12 protein-coding genes are annotated in these 15007 nt (G+C 67.4%); 5 read left to right on the top strand and 7 right to left on the bottom strand.

What is annotated here, in order from left to right; all coding sequences use genetic code 11:
• Positions 1-62: 62 nt before the first annotated feature.
• Entirely contained in the window at positions 63-2051 is a 1989-nt protein-coding gene (locus tag VG566_RS04435; protein WP_134966952.1) for an alpha/beta hydrolase family protein, read from the bottom strand.
• A 163-nt stretch (positions 2052-2214) separates the two neighbouring features.
• On the bottom strand, positions 2215-2850 hold the full coding sequence (locus VG566_RS04430) for a LysE/ArgO family amino acid transporter (protein WP_005415673.1): 636 nt from the start codon (positions 2848-2850) through the stop codon (positions 2215-2217).
• A 137-nt stretch (positions 2851-2987) separates the two neighbouring features.
• Between VG566_RS04430 and VG566_RS04425 the strand changes: the two genes are divergently transcribed.
• The 4 genes from VG566_RS04425 (at position 2988) to VG566_RS04410 (ending at position 8925) form a co-directional block, all read left to right on the top strand.
• Positions 2988-3893 (top strand): LysR family transcriptional regulator ArgP, encoded by a 906-nt coding sequence (locus tag VG566_RS04425; RefSeq protein WP_134966951.1) that lies wholly within the window; start codon positions 2988-2990, stop codon positions 3891-3893.
• Positions 3894-4078: 185 nt separating this feature from the next.
• Entirely contained in the window at positions 4079-4525 is a 447-nt protein-coding gene (locus VG566_RS04420; protein WP_241884122.1) for a GNAT family N-acetyltransferase, read from the top strand.
• 191 nt (positions 4526-4716) lie between these two features.
• The gene (mqo, locus tag VG566_RS04415) at positions 4717-6405 is read left to right on the top strand and encodes a malate dehydrogenase (quinone) (RefSeq protein WP_046429482.1); all 1689 of its coding nucleotides are present in this window, start codon (positions 4717-4719) and stop codon (positions 6403-6405) included.
• Between the two features lie 327 nt (positions 6406-6732).
• Positions 6733-8925, top strand: a complete 2193-nt coding sequence (locus tag VG566_RS04410) for a TonB-dependent siderophore receptor (RefSeq protein ID WP_241884121.1) — start codon at positions 6733-6735, stop codon at positions 8923-8925.
• Positions 8926-9051: 126 nt separating this feature from the next.
• Here the strand turns inward: VG566_RS04410 and VG566_RS04405 are convergent, their stop codons facing one another.
• Complete coding sequence (locus VG566_RS04405; protein WP_164165380.1) at positions 9052-9372, bottom strand: hypothetical protein; 321 nt, start codon at positions 9370-9372, stop codon at positions 9052-9054.
• Between the two features lie 153 nt (positions 9373-9525).
• On the opposite strand from VG566_RS04405, the gene VG566_RS04400 reads away from it, so the two are divergent.
• Positions 9526-10473, top strand: coding sequence for a nucleoside hydrolase (locus VG566_RS04400; protein ID WP_241884120.1), 948 nt, complete (start codon positions 9526-9528; stop codon positions 10471-10473).
• Positions 10474-10477: 4 nt separating this feature from the next.
• On the opposite strand, the gene VG566_RS04395 is transcribed toward VG566_RS04400, so the two are convergent.
• The 4 genes from VG566_RS04395 to VG566_RS04380 form a co-directional block, all read right to left on the bottom strand.
• A complete protein-coding gene (locus VG566_RS04395; RefSeq protein ID WP_241884119.1) occupies positions 10478-11737 on the bottom strand; it encodes an MFS transporter in 1260 nt (419 codons plus the stop codon).
• Positions 11738-11815: 78 nt separating this feature from the next.
• A complete protein-coding gene (locus VG566_RS04390) occupies positions 11816-12829 on the bottom strand; it encodes a hypothetical protein (RefSeq protein ID WP_241884118.1) in 1014 nt (337 codons plus the stop codon).
• 125 nt (positions 12830-12954) lie between these two features.
• Positions 12955-14268: a sensor histidine kinase gene (locus VG566_RS04385; RefSeq protein WP_134967334.1), complete on the bottom strand. Its 1314-nt coding sequence runs from the start codon at positions 14266-14268 to the stop codon at positions 12955-12957.
• Complete coding sequence (locus VG566_RS04380; RefSeq protein ID WP_134967333.1) at positions 14265-15005, bottom strand: response regulator; 741 nt, start codon at positions 15003-15005, stop codon at positions 14265-14267. The genes VG566_RS04385 and VG566_RS04380 overlap by 4 nt, the downstream gene beginning before the upstream one ends.
• Positions 15006-15007 lie beyond the last annotated feature (2 nt).

Genomic DNA, 15007 nt, shown 5'->3' with positions numbered 1-15007 from the left:
CGATCTGTGCGGTCATCGCACCTCAGCGCCTGCGGGGGACCACTCCCCCGCAGGCACTGGGCTCAGGGCGCCTTGTCCTTGCCGGCCACGGGCGCGGTCGTCGCGGTCTTGCCCCCCAGGCTGCGCGCCAGGAACGCCAGCAGCTTGTCGTAGTACTCGCTGCGATGCGCCTCGGTGTAGAAGCCGTGGCCTTCGGTCTTGTAGTACAGGCTTTCCACCGGCGTGCCGGCGCGCTTGAGCGCCGCTTCCATGCGCTCGGTATGCTGGATCGGCGCACGCTTGTCTTCGCCACCGGCCGCGAGGAACACCGGCACCTTGATCCGTTCGGCCAGGTTCACCGGCGACACCGCGCCCAGCTTGGCCGGATCACCCAGCCATTCGCGCAGGTAGGTCACGCCTGAGCCGCGGTCCTGGATATCGCCACGGGTGTACATCATCGGCAGGTCGTAGACCCCCACATAGCCGGCCGCGCACTGATACAGCCCGGGTTCGCGGGCCGCCCCCATCATCGCCGAGTAGGCCCCGTAGCTGGCGCCATAGATGCAGATGCGACGAGCATCGGCGATGCCTTCGCTGATTGCCCAGCGGGTGGCATCGGTGACATCGTCCTGCATCGCCGCGCCCCACTGCTGCGCACCGGCCTGGGTGTGGGCCCGGCCGTAATTGCCCGACCCACGGAAGTTGACCTGCAGCACCGCATACCCGGCGGCGGCCAGCATCTGGGTTTCGCGGTCGTACTGGCCGGAATCGAAGATGTCGAACGGACCGCCATGCGGCATCACCACCATCGGCAGGTTGCGGCCGTTGCTGCCGGCCGGCAGGGTCAGGAAGCCATGCAACGGCAGCCCGTCCCGCGCCTTCAGTGCAATCGGCTTCACGCTGGCACTGCGGTCCACGTCAATCCAGTCGCTGCGGCTGATCAGGTGGTCAGCCTTGCGCGCCACCGTGTCGTAGACGTAGAAATCGCCCGGGTTCGAGCCCGACCAGGTTTCCACCAGCACGACACGGCCATCGCGGGTGCTGGAGGTGATGTAGACCGGCCCTCCGAAGGCGGCTTCCAGGCTGCGGTACAGGCGCGCCTCCGGCGACTTCTCGTCGAAGAACCGGGTACGCGGCGTGTCGCCCAGATAGAGCGCGCCCACCGGCACGTGGGTGCCGGGCCGATGGATGATGCGATACGGATTGACCACCTCGTCGCGCAGCAGCGTGGCACGCTCGCCTGTCTGCGGGTTCCAGCTGACGATCGCGTCCGGGCCCTGGGTCTGCTCGACGTTGAGGTAGGCCAGGCTGTCATCGGCCGAGAAGCCGAGGGCGGTTTCGATGCGCTTGCTGACGGCCTCGTCGTTGATCAGCTTCCAGCTGTCGCCACTGCGTTCGCGGAAGTACAGCTTGTTGATGTTGTCGCTGCCCGAGCCATGCACGAAGCGCACTTCGCCGGCGCCGTCGGTGGTGAACTCGCCGCGCCGTACCGGCGAGGACGCCACCCGCGAGCGACGACCCGTAGTCACATCCATGCGATCTACGCGGGTGTACGGATCCTCGGCCAGCGGCCATACGGTCACCAGCACGTTGCGCTCGTCGCCCGGCAGGTCGTCGGCCAGGAAGGCGGCCACTGCTTCGACCTTCTTCGGCTGGATGCGGGTCCCCGGGCCCTTGCTTTCGACGCGATAGCCGACCAGCAGTTCGCCGCGGTTGCCGTTGGCGTCGATGGCATAGAGTTCGCCGGTGGGATTGGGTTGGTCGAGCGAGCCCCACTTCTGGGCCAGGCCGATCAACAGGCGCTCGTTGCTGACCCAATCGAATTCCTGCGCGTGGTTGCGGCTGGGCGGCCAGAAACTGCCGACCACCTCCTTGTCCTTCAGGCGCAGGATCGCGATCGCGGTGCTGTCCTCCCTCGGCACCGTTGCCGCTACGTACTCGCCCCCCGGCGAGATCTTGATGTCGGTGAAGGTCTCCCGGCGCAGGTACTGCGTCAGCTCCACCGCCCCCGCGCTGCCTGCGGCAACGCCCCCGATGACGGCCAGTGCGGCCGCCAGAATCGTCCTGTGCATCCTTTCCCTGCTCCTGTGGACACCTTGTCCTGGTCTCCGATTCTAGGCAGGGCAATGGGTTTCCCGCCAGAGCCGGAAAAGACGACGGCACCGTTGCCGGTGCCGTCGTTGCCACTACCTTGGAGAGAGAGTCAGGACGTGGGTTCGGGGGGCGTGCGCCGGGTCAGTGGACCCCGCGCACCGCCAACATGAGGGCCAGGATGCTGAGGATCACGGCGATGGTGCCGTCGAGCACGCGCCAGGTGCTGGGCTTGGTGAACAGCGGCGCCAGCAGGCGTGCGCCAAGGCCCTGCGCGGTCAGCCACAGGCAGCTGGCCGTGACCACGCCCGCAGCGAAGGCCATGCGGGCATTGCCGAAGTTCTCGGCGATGGAGCCGATCACCATCATGTCCAGCCAGAAGTGCGGGTTGATCAGCGAGAAGCCGACCGCGGCCATCAGCACCGCGCGGCGGCTGCCGTCGTCGCTGTCGGCCTCGCCCATGCCACCGCCGCCGGCGATCGCACGGCGTGCCGACTTCATCGCATACCAGGCCAGGAACGCGACACCGGTCCACAGCACGGCGGTGGTCAGCCACGGCAGCGCCGAGGTGAGCGTGCGCAGGCCGGCCACGCTGGCAAAGATGAAGATGGCATCGATGGCCGCGCAGGTGGCGACCACCGGCACGATGTGCTTGCGCAGGATGCCCTGGCGCAGAATGAAGGCGCTCTGGGCCCCGACCACGGCGAACAGGCCGATGCCGGTGGCTGCACCAGAGAACCAGGCACCGAGGCCGGTGCTGGCGGAGATGACCGAGAACATGGGATTCACTGCCTTGTATTGCTTGGGGGACGGTGCCTCGCGAAGGCGGACAGCACCGGAACGGGCGCCATTGTCGCGCCGCAACATGGAAAAGACGAGCTAAACTTCCTAAACCAACATTAGCGGAGCTTAATTCGATGCGCATCGATCACGCCCAGCTGCGCGCCCTGGCCGCGGTGATCCGCGAAGGCAGCTTCGACCGCGCCGCGCAATCGCTGAATGTCACGCCCTCGGCCATCTCGCAGCGGGTCAAGGCACTGGAGGACCGGATCGGCCGCCTGCTGGTCAAGCGTGGCACCCCGGCCACCGCCACTGCCGAGGGCCAGTTGCTGGTGCAGCTGGCCGAGCAGACCGCCCTGCTCGAACACGATGCGCTGCACCGGATGGGCCTGGCGGATGAGGACCTGCCCCAGGCCAGCATCCCGGTGGCAGTGAACCACGACAGCCTGGAAACCTGGTTCCCGCAGGCCGCGGCGCAGTTCGCGCAGGGCACCGGGACCACCCTGGACCTGCGCGTGGAGGACCAGGACCACACCGTCGAACTGCTGCGCCAGGGCACGGTGCTGGGCGCGGTGACCACGCTGGACGAGCCGGTGCAGGGCTGCCAGATCCACGCGCTGGGCAGCATCCGCTATGCAGCGACCTGTACTCCTGAATTCCGCGAACGCCACTTCGCCAAGGGCGTGACCGCGCAGGCACTGGCGCAGGCACCGGTGCTGGTATTCAACCGCAAGGACGACATGCAGTCGCGCTTCGCCCGGCGCATGGCCGGCGACGACCTGCCCAGCACTGCACCGACCTGGTGGATTCCCTCCACGCGCGCCTTCGTGCAGGCCAACCTCGGCGGACTGGGCTGGACCATGAATCCGCTGCCGCTGGTCAAGCGGCACCTGGACGCCGGCCGCCTGGTCTACGTACGCCAGCGCGCGTGGGAAGACGTGCCGCTGTACTGGCAGCACTGGAAGGGCGACGTGCAGACCATGGCCCTGCTGACCCGCGCCGTGCTGGATGCATCCTCGGCATTGATCCGGCGCAAGCGCTGACGCACAGCGCAAAAAGGGGACGGAGGGGATTAAGTCGCTTAAGGCCAATACGACATCCAAGGCAAATGCGACTTAATCCCCTCCGTCCCCTTTTTCGGGGCTCCATCGGATCTCCATCAAGCCTACACACCGGGTCCATGCGCGATGCGGATACTGGCGGGCCGACCATTACAAGGATGTCCGGCATGCCCGTGTACCTGCGCGACGCCCGCCCCGAGGATGCCGCTGCCTGCATCGACCTGCGTGGGCGCACCCGCGAGAACGCCTTCAGCGCCGAGCAGCTGGCCCAGCTGGGCATCACTGTGGACAGCTGGGCGGCCGGCATCGCCCAGGGCGATTCGATCGGCCGCGTCGCCTGGGAGGGCGAGCGCATGGCCGGCTATTGCTTCGCCGACCGCGACAGCGGCGAGGTGCTGGTGCTGGCCCTGCTGCCGGACTACGAGGGCCGCGGCATCGGCCGCCAGCTGCTGCAGGAAGTGGTCAGCCTGACCCGCGATGCCGGCCACCGGCGGCTGTTCCTGGCCTGCTCGGCCGACCCGCGTTCGCGCTCGCACGGCTTCTACCGCCGCCTGGGCTGGCGCCCGACCGGCGGGGTCGATGAGGCTGGCGACGAGATCCTTGAGCTGGCCTGATCCCACCGTCGCCGGGCATCGCCTGCCGCCCGAGTGACAGCGCCGCGAAACGTCGGATGCTGCGTTGCATCAAAAAAGGACCGGATCCGGTTAGAATCACCGGTGGATGATGCAAGGCGTTGTTTCTTCACGCCCTTTCCCTGCCCCACGCGCATCCTGACCCCTTCCCCTCCGCCAACGATCCCGCCCCCATGAAGAAATTTGGCAAGGCTCTTCTCGCCCTGCTCGTGCTGCTGTTGCTGGCCGCCGCGCTGTTCCTGTACTGGCCGCTGACCCAGCGCTCGGTGCCCGCCGCCAGCAACGACAAGCCCGTCGATGTTGTGCTGGTCGGCGCCGGCATCATGAGCATCACCCTGGCCACCTACCTGCAGGAACTGCAGCCGGACTGGAACATCCAGGTCTACGAACGCCTCGACGGCGTCGCCGGTGAAAGCTCCGATGGCTGGAACAACGCCGGCACCGGCCACTCGGCGTTCGCCGAACTGAACTACACCCCGGAACTGCCCGACGGCAGCATCGAGACCAAGCGCGCGGTCGGCATCGCCGAATCGTTCGAGGTCTCGCGCCAGTTCTGGTCGCACCAGGTGAAGGAGGGCCGGTTGAGCCAGCCCAGCGACTTCATCAACCCGACCCCGCACATGAGCTTCGTCTGGGGCGATGACAACATCGCCTACCTGCACAAGCGCCAGCAGGCCCTGGTCAAGAATCCGCTGTTCTACGGCATGCAGTACTCCGAGGATCCGGCCCAGATCAAGCAGTGGGCCCCGCTGCTGATGGAAGGCCGTGACCCGAAGCAGAAGGTTGCCGCAACCTGGATGCCGCTGGGCACCGACGTCAACTTCGGCGTGATCACCCGCCAGCTGACCGCCGGCCTGCAGCGCAGCCCGAACTTCAGCCTGCACCTGAACCATGAAGTGAGCGCGCTGCGGCAGAACGCCGACAAGAGCTGGAACGTGACGGTGAAGGACCTCAAGGCCGGCACCGAATCCACCACCCACGCCCGCTTCGTGTTCATCGGTGCCGGTGGCGCCGCACTGAAGCTGCTGCAGATGTCGGGCATTCCGGAATCGAAGGACTACGCCGGCTTCCCGGTCGGCGGCCAGTTCCTCGCCTTCCAGGGCCAGGACGTGACCTCGCGCCATGGGGTGAAGGCTTACGGCATGGCCGAGACCGGCTCGCCGCCGATGTCGGTGCCGCACCTGGATGCGCGCAAGCTGGACGGCAAGCCGGTGGTCCTGTTCGGGCCGTTCGCGCTGTACAGCACCAAGTTCCTCAAGCACGGCTCGTGGTGGGACCTGTATTCCTCGGTCACCCACAACAACGTTGGCCCGATGCTGGAAGTGGGCAAGGACAACCTGGACCTGGTGCAGTACCTGATGGGACAGGCGCGCCTGAACGATGCCGACCGCCAGGCCGAACTGGTCAAGTACTTCCCCAATGCCAAGCCGGGTGACTGGAAGCTGGTCACCGCCGGCCAGCGCGTGCAGATCATCAAGCGCGATCCGCTGAAGGGCCCGGTGCTGCAGTTCGGTACCGAGATCGTGACCGACAAGGACCACACCCTCGCCGCCCTGCTCGGCGCGTCGCCGGGCGCGTCGACCTCGCCGCCGATCATGCTTGACCTGATGGCCAAGGCCTTCCCGGAGCAGATGAAGGCCGGCTGGGAAACCCGCCTGCGCGAGATCGTGCCGTCGTACGGGCGCAAGCTCAACGACAGCGCCGCGCTGGTCAACGAGATCCGCACGCTGACCAGCCAGACCCTGCAGCTGCCCTACCTGGAGGTGCCGGTGGACGCGAACGCGGCATCGCCCGCTCCGGCCGCGGTTCCGGCGCCGGCCAAGGAAAAGCGCAACGCCAACGAGGAGCTGCAGGCGCTGTAAGCCCGCAGGTTCCTTTCGATGCAGACGGACGGCCACCTTCGGGTGGCCGTTTGCGTTTGGGCAGGCTACCGCCTGTAGAGCCGAGCCCATGCTCGGCTCCGGCAAAAAGCAGCCGAGCATGGCTCGGCTCTACAGAAAGCGATGCCCCGTGCCGGGAACCCTGCGCACAATGACGCGAATTGTAATGTTGTTAAGAATTATTTACATTTGCGTCCTGCGCAGTGACCGCGCCTCGCCCCCAGACGGACCTGACCGTGCCCGAAGCCGCCGCCCCGGGTGCTGGACGACTGTTGCCGCCCCTCCCCGCCTCCACGCTTCGAGCCCACCATGTGCCTGACCTTCGATAACCGCCTGCCCCGCCGCGCGCTGCTGCCGGCCGCCCTGCTTTCGTCGTTGACCCTGCTGGCCACGCCCAGCGCGTTCGCCGCCACTGATGGCGCAGCCGACGCCAAGACCCTGGACCGGGTGAGCGTGCGTGCCGAACAGTCGGCGCCGCCGGCCAGTACCACCCGCCTGCCGATCACCCTGCAGGAAACCCCGCAGTCGGCCACCGCGATCAGCCTGCAGCGCCTGCAGGACGAATCGCTGTTCAGCATCAACGATGTGATGCGCAACGTGACCGGGGTCAGCGTGTCCTTCTATGACACGCAACGCCCGCTGTACTACGCGCGCGGCTTCGCCATCACCGACTTCCAGGTCGACGGCATTCCCACCTACAGCGGCTCGACCAACCAGGAGTACGACACCGCCTTCTACGACCGCATCGAAGTGATCCGCGGTGCCAACGGCCTGCTCAGCGGCGCCGGCGTGCCGTCGGCCACGGTCAACCTGCTGCGCAAGCGCCCCGGCAAGGAATTCGACGCGTCGTTCGCGGTCAGCGCCGGCAGCTGGGACTACCGCCGCATGGAAGCCGACGTAACCGCGCCGCTGACCGCCGACGGCCGCTTCCGCAGCCGCGTGGTCGCCGCCTACACCGATCGTGGCCTGTATTACGACCGCTACAAGGAAAACAAGATGGCCGGCATGGCGGTGCTGGAAGGCGATGTCACCGACAGCACCACGGTCACCGTCGGCTACCAGACCCAGGACAACAACCCGACCGGTTCGACCTGGGGCACCGTGGCGTTCTTCGACAACCAGGGCAACTTCGCCCATCTGGCGCGCTCGACCAACCTGTCGCCGAAGTGGAGCTACTGGAAGCGCGAAAGCAATACCGCCTTCGCCAACCTGGAACAGCGTTTCGGCGACCACTGGCTGCTGAAGATCAACACCGCCTACACCCGCGGCAACGTGCAGAACGTGCGCCTGTACGGCACCGGCAACCCGGACCCGGTGACCGGCGCGGGCATCTACCTGCGCGCGGCCGCCGGTGATTCGAAGGACACCCGCCGCAATGTCGATGCCTACCTGACCGGCAGCTTCCCGCTGTTCGGCCGCGACCACGACCTCACCGTCGGCGCGCAGTGGTCGGACCTGGAAGGCACCACCAATACCGTGGCGCTGAACTTCCCGGGCGACTGGGCGACCTGCGGGCGTGAGCGCTGCTACTACATCCCCAACGTGTTCAACTGGAACGGCGACATCTCCGAAGTGACCTACACCCGCACCGGCGCACGCCGCGTGGCCAAGACCACGCAGAGCGGCGTCTACCTGGCCACCCGCCTGCGCCTGGCCGAGCCGCTGTCGCTGATTGCCGGTGCGCGCCTGAGCCGCTGGGAAACGCTCAGCCGCTCGTACAACGCTGCCGGCGCCTATACCGGCACCAGCGGTGCATACAAGGTGAGCGATGAGGTCACTCCGTACGTGGGCCTGGTCTACGAGATCACCCCGAACGTGTCGGCCTATGCCAGCTACACCGAGATCTTCAATCCGCAAAACTACAAGGACCGCAACGAGAACCTGCTGGCACCGGTGCAGGGCTCGAACCTGGAAGCGGGCATCAAGACGCAGTGGTTCGATGGCCGCCTGACCGCCAATGCGGCGGTGTTCGAGGCCAAGCAGGACAACTACGCGGTGCGTGACATGAGCGTGCCGGAAGGTACGCTGAGCGACGGCAGCTCGGCCTATATCGGCATCAACGGCACCAAGGCGCGCGGTTGGGAGATGGACGTCAACGGCGAGATCCTGCCGGGCTGGACGGTCAATGCCGGCTACACCCGCGTCAAGGTGACCCGCGCCGCCACCGACCTGCTGTACGCCAATCCGCCCAAGGACCTGCTGCAGTTCAACACCCAGTTGCAGCTGCGTGGCGCACTGGAGCGACTGAGCATCGGCGGTGGCCTGCAGTGGCAGAGCCGGGTGCAGGGCTACAACATCGCCTACCCGCTCGGCGGCACGGTGACGGTGAACCAGCCGGCGTATTCGCTGGTGCAGTTCAACGCCAACTACCGCATCAGCGACAACTGGACCGCGACGCTGAGCGTGCGCAACGCGCTGGACAAGACCTACTGGGCCAACCTGGACTACAACAACTTCGGCGAGCCGCGCTTCGTGTCTGCCAGCCTGCGCTGGAAATTCTGAGGCAGGCGGGGTTGCCGGGCTATGCCCGGCACCTTGTAGCGTCGAGCCATGCTCGACTGCTTTTCGATCAGGCGTCGCGGCTTTGGAACGAAGGGCAGTCGAGCATGGCTCGACGCTACAGGGACCTCAATCGCCGCAGCTGCCGCCGTCCCCCCCACCACCATCACTGCTGCAGTCGGAGCTGCTGTGGCTGTGATGGCTGTGGCTGTCACCGGAATAGCCAACGGAGGTGTCATGGCTTGCGCCGCCATCCCCCCGGCTGCCCGAGCCATCGGCCGTGGCCACTGCCAGGCACAGGATGGCGCCGACCAGCGGCAGCAGCCAGACCAGCAGCAGCTGCACCGCGCGGCCACCCGCCGACAGGCCATCACGCCTGACGATCACCACGGTAGCCGCCACGTTCAGGCCCAGCACCAGCAGGACCAGCAGAAGGGCAACGATCAACATTCGGCGGCTCCATGCCTGGACTTGAGGGCATTATGGGCCTGCCAGCCCGGCAATGGCCCTGCCCGTCATGAAGATGGGACAATGCAGGGCGCGCTGGCCTGCCCCGTGGCCGCCGGCGCCCCTCGCACCACACGGAAGAAGAAGAACAACAACATGCTGAAAGTCATTTTCGATACCGACCCGGGCGTCGACGACGCCCTGGCCCTGCTGTACCTGCACAAGCACACCCAGATTGACCTGATCGGCGTCACCACTACCTTCGGCAATGCCTCGGTGGAGTCGACCACGCACAACGCGCTGTACCTGAAGCAGGCCTGGGGCTTCGCCGCCCCGGTCGCGCGCGGTGCCGGTGGCCCGCTGCAGCCGGAAGCCACCCCGGAAGCCTGGCCGGTGCACATCCACGGCCACAACGGCCTGGGCAACCACCCGGTGCCGACCGAACTGGACGTGGCCGCCGACGCGCGCCCCGCTCACCAGCTGATCATCGACCTGGTCCGCGCCCATCCGGGCGAAGTGACCCTGGTCGCGGTCGGCCGCATGACCAACCTCGCGCTGGCCCTGCAGCAGGCCCCGGACATCGCCGGCCTGGTGCGCGGCGTGGTGATCATGGGCGGCGCGTTCCACGTCAACGGCAACATCACCCCGGCCGCCGAGGCCAACATCTGGGGCGATGCCGAAGCGGCCGACGTGGTGTTCACTGCCAGCTGGCCGGTGACCGCCATCGGCCTGGACGTGACCACCCGCGTGGAAATGGACCGTGACGGTCTGGACAAGCTGGCCGCCATCGGCGGTGCCGATGCCGAACTGGTGCGTGCGCTGTCGCAGGATTACGTGGATTTCTACCTGCAGGCCGGCCACAAGGGCATGGTCGTGCACGACTGCTGCGCCTGCATCGCGCTGACCCGACCGGAGCTGTTCCAGTTCGAGCGCGCCAGCGTGCGCGTGGCCACCGACGGCGTCGCCCGCGGCATGACCATTCCCAAGCCGGAAGGCCTGGCGTTCGGCCCCAGCGTGTGGGACGGCCACGTGGTGCAGTCGATCGCCATCGGCGTGGATGCGGCCGCGGTACTGGCCGACATCGAGCAGACCCTCAAGGTCTGACCCGCTAGCGCCTGGCCCTGCCCGGGACCGTCTCGGGCAGGGTCCACAGCACCGGCAGCACCAGCACCGCCACCAGCGCGATCATCGCGCCTGGCGCTGCTGCCCAGCCGCTGCGCTCCACCCACCATTGCGCCAGCCATGGCGTTGCCCCGCCGAAGAAGGCCGTGGCCATGGTCACCCCCAGTGCCAGCCCACTCACCCGCCCTTCGCCGGGGAACTGCTCGGCCGTGGCCGGGGCCGCGACCGCGCTCACGCCGCCGGCCACGCAGGCCAGCAGCACCGCCGCCAGCGCAATGCCCAACGGCGGCGCCTGTGCCATCCAGGCGAACAGGGACAGCGGCAACAGCGCTGCCAGCAGGGTCAGGCCCAGCAGCATCGGCCGCCGCCCGACGCGGTCGGACAATGCGCCACACAGCGGCGTGATCGCAATCACTGCCACCGCCGCAATTGTCGAAAGCCACAGTGCATCGCCCTCATCGTGGCCCCCTGCGTGCAGGAACGCAGGCACATAGGTGATGCCCACGTAGTAGGTGATCGATCCCAAGGCCGAGATCGCGAAGGTGCGCGCCACCGCCAGCGGGTGGTGCTGCAGCACATGCCGCAGCGGCGTGGCAGGAATGCTGCCTTCGCGGCGCTGGCGTTCGAACTCAGGCGATTCGTGCATGCCCGAGCGCGCGACCAGGATCACCAGTGCCAGCGCAGCGCCGACGAAGAACGGAATACGCCAGCCCCAGCTGTCCAGCTGCGCGGGCGCGAGCAGCGCCACGGTGACCGCCGAGATCGCTACCGCCAGCAGTGCGCCTACTTCACTGGCGGCCGAGGCCAGCGAGGTCACCAGGCCACGCCGCCGCGCCGGTGCGCTTTCCAGCAGATATGCCACCACGCCGGTGTACTCACCGCCCACCGAAAACGCCATCACGCAGCGCAATACCAGCAGTAGCACGCCCGCCGTGGTACCTGCGGTGGCCGCGGTCGGCAGCAACGCAGTGGCCAGCATCGCCGCCGCCATCAACGCCATCGAAGCCAGCAGCATCCAGCGCCGGCCCAGGCGGTCGCCCAGGTGGCCGAAGCACAGCGCGCCCAGCGGGCGCATCAGGTAGGACACCGCGAAGCCTGCCAGCGTGACCAGCAGCGCCTGTTCGCCGCCGCCGAAGAACACCCGCGACAGCACCGTGGCGAAATACAGGTACAGGGTGAAGTCGTACCACTCCACTACCGTGGACAGGCCCGCTACCCACATCGAGCGCTGCCGCGCCGCGGTCATTGCGTGTTCGCCTTCAACAGCCTCGGTCCCGGTTGCACAGGTTCGGGGCAGGATGTCATGGCCCGGGTGAAATACCGGTCATCGGCCATCCGCTGCCTGCATGTACTGGGTTTCATGGCCGGTGAAGCGCTCACCGTCAAAACCGAAGCAGAAGCGCCCTTCCTCGAACACGCGGTAGACCAGCAACGCGCCATCGAGGCAGAAATGCTGCCGGTCCACGCCCGTCTCCAGTGTCCCGTAGCCGGTAGCATCACCGCCCTTTCCCGCCGGCCCGGTGAAGGCATCGAACGGCAGTGGCGTCGCCCTGCCCGTGCGGGTATCGACCAGCACCAGCGTGCGCTGGAAATACTCCGGACGATCATCGACCTGTACCAGCAGGTAGTGCCGGTTGAAATTGGGTTTCTGATGCTGGAGGGCATCTTCGATGGCTGCGCGGTGCCGCGCATCGCAGAAGTCGACCGGGCTGTAGCGGTAACTGCAACCGTCGTGGTCGTAGGGCAGGTTCATGCCGGAATAGCTGATGCTTCCCTCGCTGTCCACGTCGTGGCCCAGTTCCGGGGTGCTGCACAGCAGCCACGAACCCTGCGCATCTTCGGGATCGGCCATCAGCTTCGGCTCGCGGCCCGCCTCGTAAGCCGCACCACCCGGGAAGTCCTGGCCGAAACGCTGGCGGACGATGGGACGTGCCTTCTCCAGCGGCAGGCCGATCCTGGCCCCACGGAACGAAACGAATGTCATCGTCGGCAGGATCACCTCTTCCACCGGCAGCCCCTTCCACTGCCCCTGCACGCAGAACGTGGCGATCTCGTTCTCCACGTCTTCCTTGCAGGGCTTCGGCGCGTTCGCCGCCAACCAGGGATGGGCCGGGCGCCCGGTCTGCTGATCGATGTACCAGCCGTCCAGCGCGCAGGTCGGCAAGGCGTCGAGCAGCGGAGAGAGATCTGTTGCGGTGGCCGGGGCGGCAGGCGGTGTGCCCGCTGCGGGTGCGTCGGTCGGTGGGTCCGGTGTGCGCTGGCAGGCCGCCAGCGCGAGCAGACCGACCAGCAGCGCGACGTGGCGCGGGCGCTGGATTGAATGCTGCGTTCCCTGCATTGCGTGTTTCCTGGTTTCGACACTCCCTGCAGATGATCGCCGATCCCAAGGCCGTGCAGGAACGTCACAGATCCCACATCGGGGTCAGAGCCCTCCGCTCCCGCAAAGGGATCCGACCCCGCCCGTTACCCCGGCAGCTGCAGCTCCGCCCTCAGCCCGCCACCCTCGCGGTTGCGCAACCGCAGCGAGCCGCCCAGCGACTGCGCCAGCTGCACCGCGATGGCCAGGCCCAGGCCAGTGCCGCCGGTATCGCGATTGCGCGAGCTTTCCAGCCGGTGGAACGGTGCCAGCACTGCCTGCAGCTGGTCTTCGGGAATGCCGGGGCCACGGTCGGAAATTCCGATCCACACCCTTCCGGCCTCATCGCGGCCCGCCTCGATCTCGGCGGCACCGGCGTAACGCAACGCGTTGTCGACCAGATTGCCGACCACCCGGCGCAGCGGCTGCGGCCAGGTCTGCACGACCAGTCCAGCGGGTGCTCCGCCACTGACCGGCTTGCCCATGTCCTCGTAATCGCCGACCACACTGGCCAGGAACGCGCCCAGGTCCATCGACACCGGCGCGCCACTGGCGACGTGGCTGCTGCGCGCATAGGCCACACCCTCGCGCACCAGTTGCCCAAGGTGGTCGAGGTCGGCCAGCAGTCGCTGCTGGGTGCTGTCTTCAGGCAGGGTCTCCACCCGCAGCTTCATGCGCGTGATGGGGGTCTGCAGGTCATGCGAGATCGCGGCCAGGATCTGCAGGCGTTCACTGACATGGCCACGAATGCGTGCCTGCAGTGCGTTGAGTGCGGCTGCTGCGCCGCCTACTTCCACAGGGCCATCTTCAGGCAGTGCAGGCCCGTCCTTGCCCGGCTGCAGATGCTCCACCGCATGCGACAACTGTTGCAGCGGGCGCATGGCCAGGCGCACCGCCAGCCACGCGCACACCAGCAGCAGCGCCAGCTGCACCAGCAGCACGGCGGGCAGCCAGCGCGCCAGCGGCAGGCCCGACGGGGTGACTTCAATGGTCAAGGGTGTGCCGTCGTGCAGGCGCAGTTCCACCTCGAACCGCTCCGGCAGGCGAGCCACCTGGCGCGCCTGCAACGGATAACGGTGCTGCAGGCTGTCATCGATGATCGCCGTGACCTGGCGTGCACGATCGGTCTGCAGCCCCGGTCCGGCCGCGGCCGGGCGCAGCAGGTAACGGTAGGTGCGCCGCTCCAGCCGCGGCACCCAGGCATCGCGCTGGTCCGCGGGCAGGTGCTCCAGCAGCGCGACACTCACGGCCACGTCTTCGTCCAGATTGCGCAGCATCATGCTGCGGGTGGACTGGTAGCGTTCGAAGAACAGCAGGCCGAAGGACAGTGCGTGGGCCAGCGCCAGTCCGCCCAGCAGCACCAGCAGCAGCCGCGCCGACAGCGTGCGCGGCCAGCGTGGGCGGCGCGCGGTGGTGTTCATTCGTCCGGCCCCAGCAACTGCACCGGCACGCTGAACACATAGCCTTCGCTGCGCACGGTCTTGATGTAGGTCGGCTCGCGTGCGTCGTCACCCAGGCGCTGCCGCACGCGGCTGACCAGCAGGTCGATCGAGCGATCGAACAGTTCGGCATCGCGGCCCTGGGTGAGGCTGAGCAGCTGGTCGCGGCTGAGCACCCGATTGGCGTGATCGAGGAATACGCGCAACAGGCGGAATTCGGCGCCACTGAGTGGATACGCGGTGTCCTGTGCATCCAGCAGATGGCGTGCGGTGGTGTCCAGGCGCCACTCGCCGAAGGCCAGCTGGCGACCGGCTTCGCTCACCTGCAGGTTCGGCGGCAACATCCGGGTACGGCGGATCACCGCATTGATGCGTGCCAGCAGTTCGCGCGAAGAGAAGGGCTTGGTCACATAGTCATCAGCGCCCATTTCCAGGCCGATGATGCGGTCGGTCTCGTCGTCGCGGGCGGTCAGCAGCACCACCGGCACCGCACGATGCTTGCCGGCGCGCAGGTTGCGGCACAGGCTCAGTCCGTCCTCGCCCGGCATCATCACGTCCAGCACGACCAGATCCACGGCATGGGTCTCCATCAGCGCGCGCATGGCCCGGCCACCGTCGGCCTGGCTCACGCGCAGGCCGTTGCGTTGCAGGTAATCGGCCAGCATCTGGCGGATCTCGCTGTCATCGTCGACGACCAGGATGTGCGGTACGTGGTTCATTG

It is taken from the genome of Stenotrophomonas sp. CASM114 (assembly GCF_049384325.1).
In the GTDB taxonomy this organism is placed as follows: Bacteria; Pseudomonadota; Gammaproteobacteria; order Xanthomonadales; family Xanthomonadaceae; genus Stenotrophomonas; species Stenotrophomonas muris.
The sequence above is the reverse complement of the archived record's forward strand: the minus strand, read 5'-3'. Positions and strand labels throughout refer to the sequence as shown.